This is a genomic window from Limnobacter sp. UBA7229, from assembly GCF_002473065.1.
GTDB classification, from domain to species: domain Bacteria; phylum Pseudomonadota; class Gammaproteobacteria; order Burkholderiales; family Burkholderiaceae_B; genus Limnobacter; species Limnobacter profundi.
Window position 1 is genome coordinate 226,700 of sequence record NZ_DKTN01000010.1, and the last position, 16,718, is coordinate 243,417.

The following is a 16,718-nucleotide window of genomic DNA, read 5'->3' on the forward strand; positions in this document are numbered from 1 at the left end:
AGCCTCTGGCTCGTAAGTGATAATTCCTACAAACCAAAATTGATTGAGCCAATGAGCGACCAGCACACAAGGAATAATCATTACGTTCCACAGTGGTACCAACGCGGCTTTCTACGGCCTGGTCAGTCTCAACTCTTCTACCTCAATTTAGCCCCAGATCACATTGTTCTACCCGACGGCCAACAAATGCCGCGGAAGGCGCTTCATAAATGGGGCACGAAGAACTGTTTTGTTGAGTACGACCTTTACACCACACATTTTGGTCCGATCATTAATGATGAGGTTGAAAAATATCTCTTTGGTGTAATTGACGACTCAGGAGCAAAGGCGCTACGTGCCTTCACAGGTGAAAATCGAACCGAAATGCATGAGTCGTTCCAAGATTTTTTCGAATACATCGCAGTACAAAAACTGCGTACCATTAAGGGCCTTGACTGGATTCGCTCGTGCTACGGCACTCTCGATCAAGTCGGTCTGATGGTTGAGATGCAAGCTCTACGCCGAATGCATTGCACCATGTGGGCCGAGGGTGTGCGGGAAATCGTATCGGCGAGAGATTCAGACGTAAAGTTCATCTTGACAGACCATCCAGTAACGATCTATAACGCCGCGCTGGAGCCCTCCTCCAAGCAGTGTGAGTACCCTCAGGATCCACTTGTTGCATCCACTGGATCTCAGACCGTATTTGCGCTGAATGCCGATCACTGCCTGATCCTAACTCACTTGGAGTATGCAAAGAGCCCAAAAGAAACAGACCTGACAAGATTACGCACGAACTCTAGGCACGTGGGTGCAAGCATGACGCGTACCGATAACTTCCTCAGAGATCGAAGACTTAGCCGTGACGATGTGATCGCGATTAATCATTTACTTAAGTCGCGGGCCAAGCGTTATATAGCAGCAACTGATGAAAATTGGCTTTATCCGGAGAGGGAGTTCAACGGGTCTTGGGCACAAATTGCCGAGGTACTGTTACCCAAGGCTGATCTGTGGCGGTTTGGTGGGGAGATCTACGTCGGCTATAAAGATGGTACTTCTGGTTATTGGGACGAGCATGGACGCACTTCTAAGGCGCATGAGATTCTTACCCGCAAGACCCGCCGCAAGAACATCAGTGCCGGCGATTTCTGCGGCTGCGGCAGCGCTTACGCCTTCAAAGATTGCTGTCAACGATTGCCCTTAGCAGAGCGTCCCTCGTGGAAGACCTACGGAATTCGCGAGCGAAACCTAATGTTCTGTAAAGCAGTTAAAGGTATCTTGGGGTTATCCGATGGCGGTTCATGGGAGGATGTACGCCGCAATCTGAGCGACGAGCAAGTCAAACACATACATTTGACGTTTGCGAGCCTTTGGCCCGAAGATACTGATCTAGCTTCCTTAATTCCGCGGCCCAATCCAAAAGTGCTGCGCTCGGTTTATATGGGAATTAGCGATCCACGTACCGTAGAGGCAACAGTCCTAGGCTGGCTACCGTTTATCGAAGAGATTGTGCTGGTAAATCCATTCTTCTTAAGCACGCGCATGAAGCCGGAGTTTAGCCCCATCGAGTCGCCTACTGGTCACAAGATGCAAACGCTTAAGAACGTCATACTACTTTTGAAACTAGAGCCATTTATCCGCGCTGGAGTGGTTCACTTGGTACCAGAACCCGGTGAAGTTAATGCTCCTCTCGGACATCATGTGAGGGAAGTGCTCACGCAGCGTATTAATGAATGGGAGCGTCCTGAGGGTAGTGATCTGCGTCGCTTTATGAAACTCGCAGAAGAGGATACACAACGCATCATCTGGATGCTGCCGGAAGCATCTCAGCGGCAGTACATCTATGAATTTATGCCAAATGCAGACACAGTAAAAACAGACGGCATAATTGCATATTTCAAGCGCCAAGCTGAAATCGATCCCTACACACTTCTGCAACCGCTTCCCGTTGGCATGGAAGGTGCGCAGTTCCAGATCCTCAAAGGACTTAATTTAGAAGCGTCATTATATTTGGCGTCGTTGACCGGTTCGATTATTCATTGCGATACCGAAGCACACTGGGCGCAACTTATAAATCATGCTCAACTAGGGCATACCTCGTCGCAGTCAATATGGGAGCCCGTGCGCCAAGCCCTCAACGAGATCAGGTTTCCGGTGGACCTTAATGGGCAAAGAGTTGCGGAACGAATCGATAATGGGGACCGGCCTCCGGTATCGTCGCTACTGCTGCGGCTGGCTAAGTTAGCCTCTGCGTCTACTGACGGAGCTTATCAAATCAAGTTAGCCTCACAAATACGCCAAGCGCGAGGTAAGGTGGAGAAGATGTGGAGGCGAGCATCCGACAATACTTTGTTCCCCGCACGTCTGGAGCTATACGCGCCACCAGAGGGGTTTGCCCGTCAAGAGGTACAGCGGTTGCTCGTTATGTTTGCTGGCGTCACTCGACCTCGATCTATCCCGTACGCACTTCGCATAATGTCGGACGAGCCAGATAAAGACAACTGAGATACTTCAAACTGAAACGCCATACAGAATGACTGATTCGCGTGCTTAGTCATATCGCTAAAGGCCACGTCGTTCAGGCAGATATCAAGACCGAAACGGAGGATCTTTCACACAATTATTGTATTTTTATTTTGGTAACAAGACTGGTAAATCAGACTCTTACCTCGAACTTGTAAGTGGTCGCTTAGTTGGCCGGGACAGAAGTCCGCTATGGCCGAAATTCGGCCGGAGCGGAAGTTCAAGGTATCACTGTTGTAAGTCAGCTATCGACCCAAAGTCGACATGTTGGCTGGATCGATATTAAGGATGAGGACTGCGCAATATCAATCAATAACGCCCTACGGTGAAAACCCTTCCATATTCAGGATGCACCAAGAAGCGCGGAACAAATGGCGCGCTTTTCTGCTTCTGGAAGAGGATGCGCCAGTAACCCCTCAATGGTGAATACGCTGATTTTGACTCTGGCTTCAATCATCTCTGGCGCCACTCCAGCTTGCTGTAACTCAAAACGCAGCATCTCTTCACTTAGCAAATGAAACTGATCGTGCCAGGCACTGATGGTCGCAGACTTCTCCAGCCTACTGTGCACGGTGCTGACCAAGCGGCTGACCCGTTCAAGCTGGCTGGCGACCCAAAGCATGCGTTCTGTGGGGTCTGATGCCGATAGCAATACATAGCCCTCCACGCTCGCCGAGAACTCGGCATCAAGCACAGCGACCAGCACTTCATCCTTGTCCTTGAAATACCAATATATGGTGTTGGGTGCCACCCCTGCGGTCGCAGCTAAGCGACTCATTGATGTTGCCTCGTAACCCTCGTCAATGAACAATGCCCGCGCTGCTGCAACAATTTCCTTGTGCTTGGCCTCCCGGTCTTGATCACGCTTGGTTTTTGCCATATTGGGCTCCTGCTTGCTTCTCTCATGGGCCTTGCGCCCGCCAACAATGCTGACGATATTGTAACAGGTGTTGAATATCATTCAACAATCAGATAGTATCCTGTTGAATGATATTCAACAGAAGCCTGCAAGGATGAAAAAATGGCTAAAACGCTTTCAAAAGAGGATTTGCATCGGCTCGCCACGGTCGAGCTGCTTCAGCTGTTTTCAACACTGCAAGCCCCGGACATGCGGGAAATGCAGGGTGAGTACAGGGCAACCCTACTAACGCAACCAAACTTGCTGGCCAAGGCCCTAGGCTGGATGGCTGTGGCCAACCCCTTCAGACGCTGGCAATGCAAAGCCTTTCGGCCAGTGGAAGGCGAAACTGGCCGCGGTTACAACACCTTTTTGCAAGGCGAGCAGGTTGTGCAGCACTACCCCATGTTGACCCTGCTGGCACCCTCCCGCTTTGATGGGCAGCCGGCTTACCAGCTTGTATACCGGCATTTTGAATCCTTGTGCGGCGACGTGAACATGGTGGACGAAGTACGCAGGGTAGTGCCTGGACTTTACCTCGGTATTGGTACCTGGGGTTTTAGCAAGGGGCAACGTCATATCCCCCTTCCTTTTTTACTCGAAGGCCCAGTCGCACCCTATCTCTGCGACATCGGCCGGATACGCAAGAATTTTGTCATCGGATCGCGGGAATTGCCCGCATTGTCAGGAGCATGAACACCATGAATACAACCCATCGTACTGCACTGGTTACAGGTGCCTCCGCAGGCATTGGCGCCGCTTTTGCCCGTCATTTGGCCTCAGAGGGCTACGCATTGTTGCTTGTCGCACGTCGCGTTGATCGCCTCAAAGGCCTCGCTGAGGAGCTCTCCGCCAAGCATGGCGTGCGCTGCGATGTATTTGCCGCGGATCTCAACGACCCGGCTGCACCGGCCGAAATCATGGCTTTCGCCCAGCAGCAGGGCATTGTCATCGATGTGCTTGTCAACAATGCAGGCCTTTCCGGGAAGGCAGCTTTTGCAGATACCCCCTGGCCAAAGCTGGCTGCCGAGATTCAGCTCATGATCACCGCCCTGACCGAGCTTTGCCACCGCGTGTTACCCGGAATGCGGGAACGTGGCTGGGGCCGGATCATCAATCTTTCTTCTTTGGCAGCGTTCTCACCACCGGGGGCGAGCCTGTTGTACACCGGCATCAAGAGTTATGTGCTGGGCATGTCGCAATCGCTGGACATGGAACTCAAGCCGCAGGGCATTCATGTAACGGCCCTGTGTCCGGGTTTCACGCGCAGCGAGTTCCACGACACCATGGGCACGCGTGATGCGGCGGACAAGCTGCCGGGCATGCTCTGGCAGGAGGCAGACGATGTTGTGCGTGAAGGCTGGAAGGCGGTGATGAAGGGCAAGCCCGTGTGCGTGCCTGGCACTGTCAACAAGATCCTGGCTGGCAGCATGAGGCCGTTGCCAGTGAGTCTGCAGTACCAACTGGGCAATCGCTTGAATCCCTTCAAGGAAGGCTGAGTGGACCACACCAAGGGCTGCTTGTCGCGGCCCGCTCCGTGCCTGGAGAAACAACATCAACCGCAAGAAAGAATACTCAGGAGAAGTTAATGGTAGCCCGTCAAAATCCCGACCTTTTGGATGTCAAGGCCAGTGCCATCAAGTCTGTTTTTGTTGCAGATGGCGATACGTGTTCAGCGACGCTGCATCTCCCTGAATCCGCAAGCGCCAAGCCAGTGCCAGCCATCCTCATGGTGGGCGGCTGGGGCAGCGTGCAGTATGCGCTGACGCATTCTTTCGTGAACCGCTTTGTGGCAGCGGGTTACGCTGTCATGGAGTTCGACTTCCCATGCTGGGGCCTAAGCGGTGGCTGGCCGCGTCAGGACATTAACCCCTGGCGGCGCGTGAGGGCAGCGAATGCCGCGCTGGCCCACCTGAAAAGCCAGCAGCAGGTGGATGCACATCGCATCGTGCTGTGGGGAACGTCATTTGGTGGGGGCCATGTCGTCGACCTCGCGACACAGCATCCTGACCTGCATGGTGCCATCCTTCACGTGCCGATGCTCGATGGTGTCGCTGCCGTACGAGCCGTACCGTTGCCCCGCATGGCACAGATGGTTGCCTACGGAGTTGCGGATCTATTGAAGCCGGGCACCCCACTCCATATTCCGACGGTATCCCACAAGGGTGAGTTTGGCTCCATGGACCGCGACCATGCCTGGGATGCACTACAGCTTGGACTTGCAGCTCACGAGAACAAGAAGTACGACAACCGTGTGACAGCGCGTTCATTGCTGACAATGGGCTTTTATCGCCCTTGGACACGTCTGAAAAAGGTGCAGATTCCGATGTTGATCATCGGCGCGACACGGGACACGGTTGCCCCTTTTGTAGCGGACAAGGTCCAGCGCGTGGCGAATCCGCACCTGCAGGTGAAGCAGATCGACGCCGATCATTTCGATCCGTACTTCGAACCTTACTTCCCGGATTCCCTCAAGCCCCAATTGGACTTTTTGAAAGAAACCTTACCCCTTTGAGTGCAGGATTGGGATCGGGGCCGCCGCCCCCCCCCCGAGGTGAGTAACCGCAGCTTGAAGCTGCGGATACCCACCTGGAAGCGCTTCTAGAAATCGGCAAGTAACAAGCTTACGGAGTTTCGCCTATCTCATCTAAAAGGCAACAGATGTTCGCTTCAAATTTCAGTTTGTTCTGAAATTTCCAGGGCATCATCCACTTCAATTCCAAGGTATCGAACGGTGCTTTCCAACTTTGAATGACCAAGCAATAACTGAACTGCACGCAAGTTTTTAGTTCTTTTATAAATCAATGTGGCTTTTGTTCTGCGCATTGAATGCGTACCGTACACGGTTGGATCGAGCCCCGCTTTTTCTGCCCATCCATGGACTATTCGGGCGTACTGCCTTGTAGACAGATGCTCGGATGTAGATATGCGACTGGCAAACAGGAAATGCTCACTTTTTAGTTGAGATACTTCTAGCCATCTAGCGACTGCTGTTCTGGTGGTCTCAGTTAGCTCAAATTGAACAGGTCTTTGCGTCTTGCGTTGAATCACCATGGTTCTTTTCAAAATCTGATTGCCGTGTGCGACATCACGTACTCGAAGACTGATCAAATCACAACCTCGCAACTTACTATCGATGGCGAGGTTGAAAAGAGCCAAATCTCGGACTGCATTTGCATTTTGTAGATGAATGCGGATGGTCCAGATGTCTTTTAGCTTAAGCGGTGGCTTTTGCCCAATTAGTCGACCTTTGTTCCAAGGTTGCTGATGCGCTTGTTCCATAGCTTTCCCCTACTTGGTTGAAGGAAAGTTCATGGTGCGCTTACCGCCTAAAAAGCAAAAGAGACAAGGCTTTGAGTTATCCGTTTTTCTCCTCAAAACAGACATTCAGCAGATCATCGCGCAATGACGGCTTCGGCCGAATAACGGATCCTCACTCTTACCGTTCTGCTCTTCGGCCATAGCGGACATGAAGCTTGTTATTTCAAAAGTCTCCAATGTGGTCATTAACCGAATTTGGATAACGTAGAGGTCACCGGGGCTGCGTGGCTTGGTCGCACAGCGTCCGGTAGTCTGCTGAGTGATTCTGACTATGCCAGGTAGGGTGTAGAAAAAGGCTCCATAACAGCCTTCTCTAATTGGCCACAAGTGCATTAAAGGCCTTGAAGACCGCTTCGAAACGATCGAGGGTTCCGTTAACTTCGGGCGTATCGGCATCTAGAACAGAAGGGTTCTCCAATAGCCAACGCGATGCACCAAAGTGGTCGAACTCGGCGACAGTCGAGGGCATTAGCTTGAAAAGAGCCTCAGCCTTCTTAACCATGCGTGGGGTTGGCGCCGCCGCCATCAGTGCATCCTTCGTCACCTCATTCGCCACAGGCGGCTTGTAGGCCCCATTGAGCATCACAACGAACAGCTCGGCAACAAATAAGTCCTCGACATCCGATTCAGCCTGGTTCGTGAAGTCCGCACAGGTATAGAAATGCCCTGCCTTGAGGATGTCGGCCTTTTTCAAGTTCTCGATCTTGTTCTTGTCGCCATTGGCGATGTCAGAGAGCACCGCCACATTGATCCTGTTGCCGCCGAACAGCCGCACGAACGGGGCAATCTTGTCGATGCCACCCGATGGGCATAGCGTCCACTTCGGGTCCAGCCCAACGCGGCGACGCTTGGTCAGCGCTTGCGACACAGTCTGCAAATAGAGGATGTCCGACGGGCCTTCGACTAGCAATGTGTTCGCGCCGACGAAAAGCGACTGGGTGACCTCATAGCCCAAGGCCCCTTGAAGCGGGAAGAGCGTGTCGTCGTTGACCTCCAACACGTCGGATCGAACCTTCGTGCCTTTGACCTCGGGCCGCTTGCCCGGCTTCTCGATGATCACGTCCTCCACAATACGCACATCAGCAAGGCGGTTCATTGGCACCATGAAGGGCGAGTGGGTGGTGAAGATGACTTGGTGGTCCGGCAGAAGCCGCTCGACGATGTATCGCAGCAAATCGCCCTGCGCCTTTCCGTGCAGGGTCAGGCCTGGTTCGTCCAACAAGATGATGGCATTGCCGTTGCCCGGGGTCTTCCTCAACTGCTTGAACTGAGCGAGGAAAGAGAAAAACCAAACGAAGCCCGCGCTGCGCTCGGACAAAGGCAGCGTCGCTTTGTGATTATTGTTCTTGATCCGAATTTCCGCCACGGTTCCCGTGTTGAACGGCGCGGGGTCCTTGGCCTTGCCGCTGTCAATATCAATGACCACTTCCAATGCGTTGTTCTGGCTCCAGAACTGGAAGATTTCCTCAGTGATCTCGTTGCTGGCGGCCTCGCAAGTGGCTTTCAAAGTCTCCCGGCGATCCGTCTCCAGCAGTTCTTCAAGCGTCGTCCCCGCGTATTCTAAGAAAGCGAGAAAAATCTGATCGCCCACTGAAACCGTCTTGTTCTGCTTGTCTTGTTGGAGCTTCTGAATCGAGACCATGCCTGACATGCGCTCGAAGTGGGAAGTGAAAAAGAACTTGGGTTGCCTGGCCGACAAAACATCGATCACGCCCTTGGAGAAGCTCGACCCCTTGCATTTCTTGATGTCCTGCAAGAGTGCCTCCTGTTTCGGCGTCCTCTCAGCCAAACCCGATAAAGCCTTGTCTGCCGCTGGTCCATCCGCCACGCCGTGCAGGACGTTCCGCTCAGTCGCGTCTAGGGAGTGCTTGGTCAGCAAGTTATCCAGCACCTTGGCACTATCAACATCAATCACCCAAATACGGCTGCCGTCCTGGTATCGGAATCCAAAATGGGCCTGGAACGTGTCGCCCTTCAAGACCCCAGCGCCAAATCGATTTTCAACAGCGGCCAAGTCCGCAGCTCCTAGTCGCCACCATGTTCGAATTACCTCTGCCGTTCCGTCCTCATGACGGTCATCGAATCGAGTCGAGAAGCGTCGGGGGTAGTCGATGGGCTCATCGAATTCAAACGTCTGCGATGGCTTAAGCCCACGCATGGCGCTCAGCAGCGCCGTTTTGCCTGCCTCGTTCTTGCCGACAAGGCAAGTCAGGTCGCCGATCTCGAATTCCCCGCTGTCTTCGACGGAACGATAGTTCTGGACGCGAACTTTGATTAGCTTCATGGTTTACCTATCTCCTTTGTTCAGCTTTGTTAAACGAGATTCGCTCTTCCGGATCGACCAGATCAAAACTCGACTTCGCCGCATAACGCCCGAGTTCAAGTCCGTTTGAAACAACGCCCATTTTTGCGACAACAAAAATGGGCGGCGGGTTAAATATCACCTGCAACAATTTTTGAGCGGCATTTGTACCTTACGAAACAACGTACTGACTGGAAATGTGGGCAGCCGATCTGTTCTTTTGCTCATACCGTTTGCGTTCTTCAACTGGCTTCAAATTGACGTATTCTGTAACCTGGGAGCGATCTGGTAGATTCTTGGCTGCTTGCAACAACCATGCTGGCTCGCCATTTTCGTCCTTGGCCATATTAACAGTGTCGAAAACTGTTTGATCCGCCTCCGAAATCCATCCCTTGATACGTTCCCGACAGGTTTCATGAATCCGTGCCAAGCCGCTTATATAGTCACGTGCCAGCGGCATGAGCGCCACAACACCGTTCTTATCTACTTTCGCATCCAACTCATCTAAAATCGCTCTCTTGAACTTACCATCTTCTCTTAGGCTCTTAGGCTTCAGTCCGAACGAAACCACGTTGCAAATTCGAGTTGCACTCCCTTCCTCCTCTTCACGTTTGGCGGAGAAAGCAAGACTGTGCGTCGGGAGCCCTCGGTGCTGGGAATAGTTCCTCAGCGCTTCGAAGACGCGGTATCCAAAGCAGTTATCGTACTCGGTATTTGTTGATATTAGAAAATCTGAACGTTCGATCGATTTTTCTCCAAAAAAACCACTAAGCGCGTGGCTTGTTTGGTCAACGTAGAGCTTGCCACTGGACATGAAGTTCGCAAGATAGCGATTAACAACGTGCCGTCCTTGCCGAAGACGCTCGTCACTTTCTCCTCGAAACAACGCATTTCGCAACGCCATATCCAGAATACATTTCTCCAGTTCTGCGAAATTCTCCAACGCTATGTCGATCCGCTGCTCAAAAACCAAGCCGAATACCAAGCGTTCACGCGCGACTTGAACTGCATCAAACTGCTCCCGTGCGAAGGGAATATTACGACGTCGCTGCCCAGTCCAAGCATAGAGTGTGTAGGTAACGTTTTCTTCCGAGTTACTCATGATGTCCAACGTAGAGGTAATCGGCCTTGCGCGATTTTTCGCGCAAGGCCGGTGTTGATCAAAGGGTTAGGCTGCACATTCAACCTTGCGCACATACTGATAGATGGGCTCGCCTGAGAAGGCATCTGTTCCTTCTTCTCGTGTAGCTGAAACAAGTTTTCCTGCAATCCTATTCGACGGCTCGTTGAGAGTGGAAACGATTGCCTCAATATAGAATGCCTTCATTGGCGTTCTGCTGAAGCCATGAGCCATTTCTTTAATGGCACGCTCAAGCAGGCTGGATGCAATACCTTTGCCTCGAAGTTGTTCAGCGACGGCGTAGCCAATATTGAAGCAGGTCAATCCTTCAATGGGTGCTGCCATGGCGAATAAGGCTACTGCTTGAACTTTCGACCCATCTAACAATGCGTATGTGAATCGAGCTATGTCGTTTGGATGGTCAAGAAGCACCTTAATTTCGGGGTATAGCTCGCATGGCTGTAGTTCCACTTCTCTTGCGGTAAGGGCAAATTGCAAGTGGCGCAATGCTTCCATCGGATCTGTCATTTGAGCACCTATTAATTGCAACTTTTGGATGCGGCGCTATTCGTGCGGCCTAACTTGATCTATCGATCAATCACGGCGATGTCAATTTATTTGAACATCGCGAATTATTTCTTTGACTTAACTATTTCAAATGGTTGCCAAGCATCGCATGAACGGGATTAGAAATAAACCCTGGTTATTTGCCCCCAATGGGGATCCTGGGACTCAAATTCTAAAATTAGCATCATCATCGTCTACCGCCTGAGTTTCGACGTCTACTTTCGTCTGTAACTCAGACTTTCCGGCCGTCAGTCCCAATATCTGCTTCGGCCGAGTATTAGACCGAAAGTATTGACCATTTGGTATTCGGCTAGAGCAGTTGGATAATAATTGTTTTCAAAGTCTTCATAGCGGCATTAAGCCGGATTTGAATAACGTTTGAGCTGCTCGCGACGACTGACGAAAAAACTCGCTGGAAGGTGGGTGCCCGCTCGAGCCAAAGACTCAGCGTCACTTCCGGTGCTATTTGCATGAGGACTATTTAGTAAGCTTTGATCGATTCCAAGGTGTAGCTACGAACGATCCAAATAGCCGCTCAGCGCGTCATGATCCAATGGGGTGAACACATGTATTGATTTTCCGATCTTGAACTCTGAACCTGACACCGATGTAACGGTTACTGCCTTTTTTCTTGCTGCCGTCGCTATCGATGCGGCATTCTTGGCTGCATCTTGATCCGTCCAAACGAGAAGGGGAACCCTCTTGCCGCTCGCCGCCCAACGACCGTCTGCATTCAAATACCTGGGGACATCTCTACTGTGTTGTTTGCGCTCTATTGGAATTAGGCCGTGATCCGCCATTGTCAATACGAAGTAAAAATTTCCCAGCATTAGTTGTCCTTGAAAGATTTAAGTTTAAACACGTAGGCGCAGCACCAAATAAATTTGTGACGCCTTACGAGGCTGTAAAAAAAGAATCTACATACCGCGATATCGTAATTCAGGGGGTATTACCGCATGAACTGGATGAAAAATAAACTCTTGTTATTCGCCCGCAAATGGTAAGCCTGGAGCTCGATTCTCGAGCTCCGCGTCATTGCGGTCAATCGACAAAGTCTCGAAGTCTGCTTTCGCAAATTATCCAGATTTTTTGACTTTTAGTCCCAACGTCCGCAAAGGCCGATTAGTGGAAGCTTTTTTGCAGAGGCAATTTGTGGCTAAACACTGCCTCCAAGTTTGATATCTCTACATGTGACAAATGAAATGTGCCAAAGACAGGTCGATACTCACAAATTGCCTGTGACAAAAAATTTGTCACAGAATTTGTCACAGACTTGTCACAGCCGCTTGATCGAAGCTGGGGACTCGAGGGGAGCTTACGAAATTTACGACCAGTGAAAATGTGTCTTAATCGAGAATGAAGTCGCCAAAACAAAAAGGACCTAGCGGATCACTCACGCTAAGTCCTTGATTTTATTTGGGGCGATGTATGGGGCTCGAACCCACGACCCATGGAATCACAATCCATTGCTCTACCAACTGAGCTAACACCGCCACCGTAAACCGGTACTAAATTCTTGGCCTGCCCGGAGGGGTTCGAACCCCCGACCCTCGGCTTAGAAGGCCGATGCTCTATCCAACTGAGCTACGGGCAGAATTTGCATTGTAACTCGCACACGCGAATGGGTAGAAAGCACCCACTGGACAAGGATAGAACATCCTTTAATTCGGTGGTCGGGGCAGAAGGATTCGAACCCTCGACCCTCTGGTCCCAAACCAGATGCGCTACCAGACTGCGCTATGCCCCGACAAAGAAGCGGAATTCTATGTCGATTTCAAGGTTTCGTCAAGGCCTCGCACAGCGTTAGATCGAATTGGGCGCTGCGTTGTAGTGTCTCTGGCCATTTGCCCTCAACAACGCCGAGCCTGCGCGATTCCCTCGCTCCCAATTCAGCCGCACGTTCCAGCCATGTTTTAACAGGTCGAAACTTGTAAACCGATTGAATTCTGATCACTGGGCTGCCATCTGAATACACAAACTGCCGATATTCATCTGAAATGGCTGCCTGATCAAAGCCCTTGAACTGTCGCTCTGCCAGCCGGGCGAAAAAACCATTTGCGTTGTAAGCCATGCCTGTCAACTCCCGACAAGAGGATGGCGATGGAGGCACTGCGAACTGAGCCTGTCGGGAAAAAGGCTCCTCCAGCCACCTGGCCATACCCTCGGTGAACCACTTGGTTTTGAAGGGCGAATACGCGTATTGATACACATGAAACAGTTCATGTGCAGGTGTGGTGCTCAAGCGAGGGTCTACCTGCGAACCAATCTTGATTTTGAGCGTGGGTGCCGTAGAGGACTGACCCTCAAACCAGTTGGGCTTGGTAGGTTCATCAAACGCAAGTCCTGTGCCCTGATCAAAGTGCTGAACATGCACTTCGATTCCGTCGCTTTGGGTGTACCTTGAATGCTTCAACGGCGGAACCAAACCCAGCTGGGTTTGATAAAACCAATCCGCTGCCTTTAGCTGCACAAGAATATCGTCCACCCGATCTGGAACCGCGTTGCCGTCCACGTCATCTGCTGGAACAGCATGCTTGCCCTCGGTGGTATAAAACACCCTGAATACACCCTCGGCCACGCTGTGGGTATAAAGTGCTTTGGGATGAGGCCTGGCCCATGCGGACACCCCAGGGATTAAAAGAACAGACAATCCGAGCAACAAATACACAAGCGGTTCCAGCTTGATTACACTGAAAACCTGGCCCGGCAGATATCGACCATTACCATTTATTTGCATGATTTTTTAATTAAAACCTGACTGAAAACACCATGTTCCTGGACTTTATCGAAATTGGCACCTCCGACTTCAACACCCTGATTCAGGCTGCCGGCCCTGCTGCACACGGCCTATCGATTGATCCCATCTCACTTTACCTTGATCGGCTTCCGAATCGCCCGGGCTGCAAAAAAATTAACGCTGCCATTTCCAATTTTGAGGGTACGGTGGAGGTTTACTTCATCCCGCCCCAAGTGATTGCGAAGCATCGTCTGCCCAATTGGCTCAGGGGTTGCAATTCGATTGGTGCCCCTCACCCCACGGTCGCCAGGCAGCTGGACAAAATGGGCATCGCCCCTGAATTGGTTCTAATGCGTCAACCGGTGCCCTGTCACCGGCTTCAAACAGTGCTGCGTCAACAGGATGTTCAGGGCGTATTCATGCTGAAAGTAGACACTGAGGGACATGACGCGGTGATACTGAACGACTTTTTCAGTGACGCAACACCCGAGCAATGGCCTCATCAAATCATATTTGAATCGAATAAATTGTCAGACAGCGAGACGATTCACAGGCTGATCGCAAAGCTGATTTTGATGGGCTACGACATTGTGGCTTGCGAAACAGGCGGCGGTGCCAGCGACACTCACCTTCGCTTGAACCTAAACCGGCTGAAAGGTGAGCGCGGATCAATTCAAACCGCGAAGGGATACTACCTGGAGGGTTACCCGAAAAACTACTCCCCGCTTAACCTGCCGCACGAGAACAATCTGGATTCAGCGTTGAAATATGCCAACCAATTGCAGGCCGCCGGCGTCACCTTTCAATATGGTCGATACGAGGTTCGGCAAGGCCGTTATTTGCACCACTCTGTCAAAGACCTGAAGGTGCAAAGCTGGATGAGACTTCCCGAAACCTCACCATAGCTGCGACACTCAGGCCTTGGGCAAAGCCGCCAAAATGGAATCGACCAAACGATTGGCCGTGGATTTGTCCGCTGTCTCCACCATCACGCGCAGCACGGGCTCGGTACCGGAGGGGCGAATCAACAAACGACCATTGCTGCCCAACTCCGCCTTCACAGCTTCGCACACGCCCTGCACTTTCACATCGTTCGCCCAGTCGTAGCCCATGGGCAAGCGAGCGTTTTTAAGCACCTGTGGCAGCATGGCCACTGACTTTAAAATATCGGCCAAAGGCATGCCAAGGTTGCGCACAGCGCGCAGCACCTGAAGTGCACTCACAATGCCGTCACCCGTAGAATGGCGGTCAAGAACCAACAAATGCCCTGAACTTTCACCCCCCAACTGCCAGCCGTTGGTCTGCAGTTTTTCAAACACATAGCGGTCGCCCACCTTGGCGCGCTCAAAGCCCACCTTCAGTTGCTTCAAGGCCAGCTCAAGCCCCAGGTTACTCATCAAGGTGCCCACCACGCCATCCACCTTGCCTTGCATGTGCAAGCGCTCGGCTACGAGAGCAAACAACAACTCATCGCCGTTGTAAATTCGGCCGCTGCCGTCCACGCAAATCAATCGGTCGGCGTCGCCATCCAGCGCAAAACCATAATCAGCCTTGTGTTCAAACACAGCCCTGGCTACAAAGTCGGGGTAAGTGGCACCCACACCTCGGTTAATGTTCAAACCATCGGGCTGATCAGCCAACACCACCACATCGGCACCCAGTTCACGGAAAACCGCGGGGGCAATTTGGTAGGCAGCGCCGTTGGCACAATCCACCACAATTTTTAGCCCGCGCAGGTGTTTGTCGCGGGGAAAAGTGCCTTTACAAAATTCAATGTAACGGCCCGCCGCGTCATTCAAGCGTTTGGCCTTACCCAACTCTTCAGATGATTTGCAAGGCGCATTCAACGCGAGTTGCGCTTCAATTTCCATCTCCCAGGCATCGGGCAATTTGGTGCCCTCCCCCGAGAAAAACTTGATGCCGTTGTCTTGGTAAGGGTTGTGGGAGGCACTAATCACCACGCCTGCCGACATGTTCAAGGCACGTGCCAAGTAGGCCACGCCTGCTGTAGGCATCGGCCCCACCATCACCACATCCACACCCACCGAAGTAAAGCCCGCTTCAAGGCAGCTTTCCAGCAAATAGCCACTCACTCGGGTGTCCTTGCCAATTAGTACCTGTGGGCGCCTTCCATCACCTTCGTGTTTGGCCAGCACCGTGCCAGCGGCTTGCCCCAAACGCAACACAAAGTCGGGAACCATGGGGCTTTGCCCCACTGTGCCGCGAATGCCATCGGTACCGAAATATTGTCTGCTCATGGAATATCTGCAATAGGTGAATGGTGTTTATTGATCTGATTTTACGGGAACTGCAGTGCGCCCAAGGTAATCAATCCCGCTTAATTTACAAAAGCTTTCAAGGTGCGCCGGGTTGTCTATCCCATACACCCCCAAATCAGCGCCTGGCGTGAACAAGGCATGGGTACGCTCGTTGGACCGTTGTTGCAACCAACCAAAAGCTGTGTGGCGCTTGGCCTCCATGTCGGGGTGCCAATGCTGCCCCTCAACCACTTTGCCCACCTCTTTGTACAAGTGATACAGCGGAATCAGATTGTGCCGAGGGTGAAACACCTGATAGCCCTTGGCATGCGCGCGCAAGGAAAGGCTTTGTTCCTCTCCCCGAAAATACAGATAGGGGTCGTACGGCACCTGCTGGGTAAAATCGCCCGTGGTGAACAAAAAACACGCCCCCACATGAAAACCCGGCAGGTGGGTCGTGTCAGGCTGCTCAGCCCGCTTTCGCACCACCCGGAACTGCAACACAGCGCGCTCGGCGGTCAACACACTGCCAGGGTCGCGTTCAATGAAAAATATCTCGTCAGATTTTGCAGGTTCATCCGCCACCGCCCTGCCCTGCCCATCAAACCGGAAACCTGGCGGGTAGGTGCTAATCAAAGGCTTGGGGTGAGTCGCTTGAAGCCGCAGCAGTTGTTGAATCAACAACTCATCCCAGCCTTGATCAAACAAAGTGTGAGAATCAATTTGCAGCAAATAATCCTGGTCGTTGTACAGCGAAAAAGCGATGGACCGCGCCCAGCTAACACCGCGAGAATCCACGGGCGACAAGCCCACATAGTTGATGTTTTTGCGCGCGGGAAACTGGCCTAACCACGCAGGGTTCAACTGCTCGGACTGATCCACCAAACCCACATGAATTCGCTGTGGGTGAGCGGCTTTGGCAAACAGTTGATGAATGGTCAAATAAAGGTGGGGCTCGCGGTATGCCGCAACGCTCACGTAAATCGTGGGCAACTTGGGCACGCTGGCCGCCT

13 protein-coding genes and 3 tRNA genes are annotated in these 16,718 nt (G+C 52.0%); 5 read left to right on the forward strand and 11 right to left on the reverse strand.

What is annotated here, in order from left to right; all coding sequences use genetic code 11:
• Positions 1 to 51: 51 nt before the first annotated feature.
• Positions 52 to 2,484 (forward strand): DUF4238 domain-containing protein, encoded by a 2,433-nt coding sequence (locus B4C79_RS05530; protein WP_291762497.1) that lies wholly within the window; start codon positions 52 to 54, stop codon positions 2,482 to 2,484.
• 361 nt (positions 2,485 to 2,845) lie between these two features.
• On the opposite strand, the gene B4C79_RS05535 is transcribed toward B4C79_RS05530, so the two are convergent.
• A complete protein-coding gene (locus B4C79_RS05535; protein ID WP_291741392.1) occupies positions 2,846 to 3,382 on the reverse strand; it encodes a TetR/AcrR family transcriptional regulator in 537 nt (178 codons plus the stop codon).
• Positions 3,383 to 3,523: 141 nt separating this feature from the next.
• Between B4C79_RS05535 and B4C79_RS05540 the strand changes: the two genes are divergently transcribed.
• The 3 genes from B4C79_RS05540 (at position 3,524) to B4C79_RS05550 (ending at position 5,915) form a co-directional block, all read left to right on the forward strand.
• Entirely contained in the window at positions 3,524 to 4,096 is a 573-nt protein-coding gene (locus tag B4C79_RS05540) for a hypothetical protein (protein WP_291741394.1), read from the forward strand.
• 5 nt (positions 4,097 to 4,101) lie between these two features.
• Positions 4,102 to 4,899, forward strand: a complete 798-nt coding sequence (locus B4C79_RS05545; RefSeq protein ID WP_291762500.1) for an SDR family NAD(P)-dependent oxidoreductase — start codon at positions 4,102 to 4,104, stop codon at positions 4,897 to 4,899.
• A gap of 89 nt (positions 4,900 to 4,988) precedes the next feature.
• The gene (locus tag B4C79_RS05550; RefSeq protein ID WP_291762502.1) at positions 4,989 to 5,915 is read left to right on the forward strand and encodes an alpha/beta hydrolase; all 927 of its coding nucleotides are present in this window, start codon (positions 4,989 to 4,991) and stop codon (positions 5,913 to 5,915) included.
• Between the two features lie 155 nt (positions 5,916 to 6,070).
• Here B4C79_RS05550 and B4C79_RS05555 read toward each other — a convergent pair whose 3' ends face one another.
• The 8 genes from B4C79_RS05555 to B4C79_RS05590 form a co-directional block, all read right to left on the reverse strand.
• Positions 6,071 to 6,682: a tyrosine-type recombinase/integrase gene (locus B4C79_RS05555; RefSeq protein ID WP_291741403.1), complete on the reverse strand. Its 612-nt coding sequence runs from the start codon at positions 6,680 to 6,682 to the stop codon at positions 6,071 to 6,073.
• Between the two features lie 352 nt (positions 6,683 to 7,034).
• On the reverse strand, positions 7,035 to 9,005 hold the full coding sequence (locus B4C79_RS05560; RefSeq protein WP_291762505.1) for an ATP-dependent nuclease: 1,971 nt from the start codon (positions 9,003 to 9,005) through the stop codon (positions 7,035 to 7,037).
• Between the two features lie 190 nt (positions 9,006 to 9,195).
• A complete protein-coding gene (locus B4C79_RS05565) occupies positions 9,196 to 10,125 on the reverse strand; it encodes a hypothetical protein (protein ID WP_291762508.1) in 930 nt (309 codons plus the stop codon).
• A 66-nt stretch (positions 10,126 to 10,191) separates the two neighbouring features.
• On the reverse strand, positions 10,192 to 10,671 hold the full coding sequence (locus B4C79_RS05570) for a GNAT family N-acetyltransferase (RefSeq protein ID WP_291762511.1): 480 nt from the start codon (positions 10,669 to 10,671) through the stop codon (positions 10,192 to 10,194).
• A 1,456-nt stretch (positions 10,672 to 12,127) separates the two neighbouring features.
• Positions 12,128 to 12,203 (reverse strand) — tRNA-His (locus tag B4C79_RS05575).
• 24 nt (positions 12,204 to 12,227) lie between these two features.
• Positions 12,228 to 12,304 (reverse strand) — tRNA-Arg (locus B4C79_RS05580).
• A gap of 76 nt (positions 12,305 to 12,380) precedes the next feature.
• Positions 12,381 to 12,457: transfer RNA gene (locus B4C79_RS05585), tRNA-Pro, on the reverse strand.
• A 27-nt stretch (positions 12,458 to 12,484) separates the two neighbouring features.
• The gene (locus B4C79_RS05590; protein ID WP_291752274.1) at positions 12,485 to 13,447 is read right to left on the reverse strand and encodes a hypothetical protein; all 963 of its coding nucleotides are present in this window, start codon (positions 13,445 to 13,447) and stop codon (positions 12,485 to 12,487) included.
• A 32-nt stretch (positions 13,448 to 13,479) separates the two neighbouring features.
• On the opposite strand from B4C79_RS05590, the gene B4C79_RS05595 reads away from it, so the two are divergent.
• Positions 13,480 to 14,352, forward strand: coding sequence for an FkbM family methyltransferase (locus tag B4C79_RS05595; protein ID WP_291742394.1), 873 nt, complete (start codon positions 13,480 to 13,482; stop codon positions 14,350 to 14,352).
• 9 nt (positions 14,353 to 14,361) lie between these two features.
• On the opposite strand, the gene glmM is transcribed toward B4C79_RS05595, so the two are convergent.
• Both glmM and B4C79_RS05605 read right to left on the reverse strand, forming a co-directional pair.
• Positions 14,362 to 15,705, reverse strand: a complete 1,344-nt coding sequence (gene glmM / locus B4C79_RS05600) for a phosphoglucosamine mutase (RefSeq protein WP_291742391.1) — start codon at positions 15,703 to 15,705, stop codon at positions 14,362 to 14,364.
• Between the two features lie 27 nt (positions 15,706 to 15,732).
• On the reverse strand, positions 15,733 to 16,707 hold the full coding sequence (locus B4C79_RS05605) for a GlcNAc-transferase family protein (RefSeq protein WP_291742388.1): 975 nt from the start codon (positions 16,705 to 16,707) through the stop codon (positions 15,733 to 15,735).
• Positions 16,708 to 16,718: the final 11 nt, after the last annotated feature.

Excerpts from the sequence above, each read along its gene's own strand:
- B4C79_RS05560 (WP_291762505.1), bottom strand. The coding sequence starts at position 9,005 with ATGAAGCTAATCAAAGTTCGCGTCCAGAACTATCGTTCCGTCGAAGAC.
- B4C79_RS05540 (WP_291741394.1), top strand. The coding sequence starts at position 3,524 with ATGGCTAAAACGCTTTCAAAAGAGGATTTGCATCGGCTCGCCACGGTC.
- B4C79_RS05550 (WP_291762502.1), top strand. The coding sequence starts at position 4,989 with ATGGTAGCCCGTCAAAATCCCGACCTTTTGGATGTCAAGGCCAGTGCC.
- B4C79_RS05545 (WP_291762500.1), top strand. The coding sequence starts at position 4,102 with ATGAATACAACCCATCGTACTGCACTGGTTACAGGTGCCTCCGCAGGC.
- B4C79_RS05555 (WP_291741403.1), bottom strand. The coding sequence starts at position 6,682 with ATGGAACAAGCGCATCAGCAACCTTGGAACAAAGGTCGACTAATTGGG.
- B4C79_RS05590 (WP_291752274.1), bottom strand. The coding sequence starts at position 13,447 with ATGCAAATAAATGGTAATGGTCGATATCTGCCGGGCCAGGTTTTCAGT.
- B4C79_RS05570 (WP_291762511.1), bottom strand. The coding sequence starts at position 10,671 with ATGACAGATCCGATGGAAGCATTGCGCCACTTGCAATTTGCCCTTACC.
- B4C79_RS05530 (WP_291762497.1), top strand. The coding sequence starts at position 52 with ATGAGCGACCAGCACACAAGGAATAATCATTACGTTCCACAGTGGTAC.
- B4C79_RS05565 (WP_291762508.1), bottom strand. The coding sequence starts at position 10,125 with ATGAGTAACTCGGAAGAAAACGTTACCTACACACTCTATGCTTGGACT.
- B4C79_RS05535 (WP_291741392.1), bottom strand. The coding sequence starts at position 3,382 with ATGGCAAAAACCAAGCGTGATCAAGACCGGGAGGCCAAGCACAAGGAA.
- B4C79_RS05595 (WP_291742394.1), top strand. The coding sequence starts at position 13,480 with ATGTTCCTGGACTTTATCGAAATTGGCACCTCCGACTTCAACACCCTG.
- glmM (WP_291742391.1), bottom strand. The coding sequence starts at position 15,705 with ATGAGCAGACAATATTTCGGTACCGATGGCATTCGCGGCACAGTGGGG.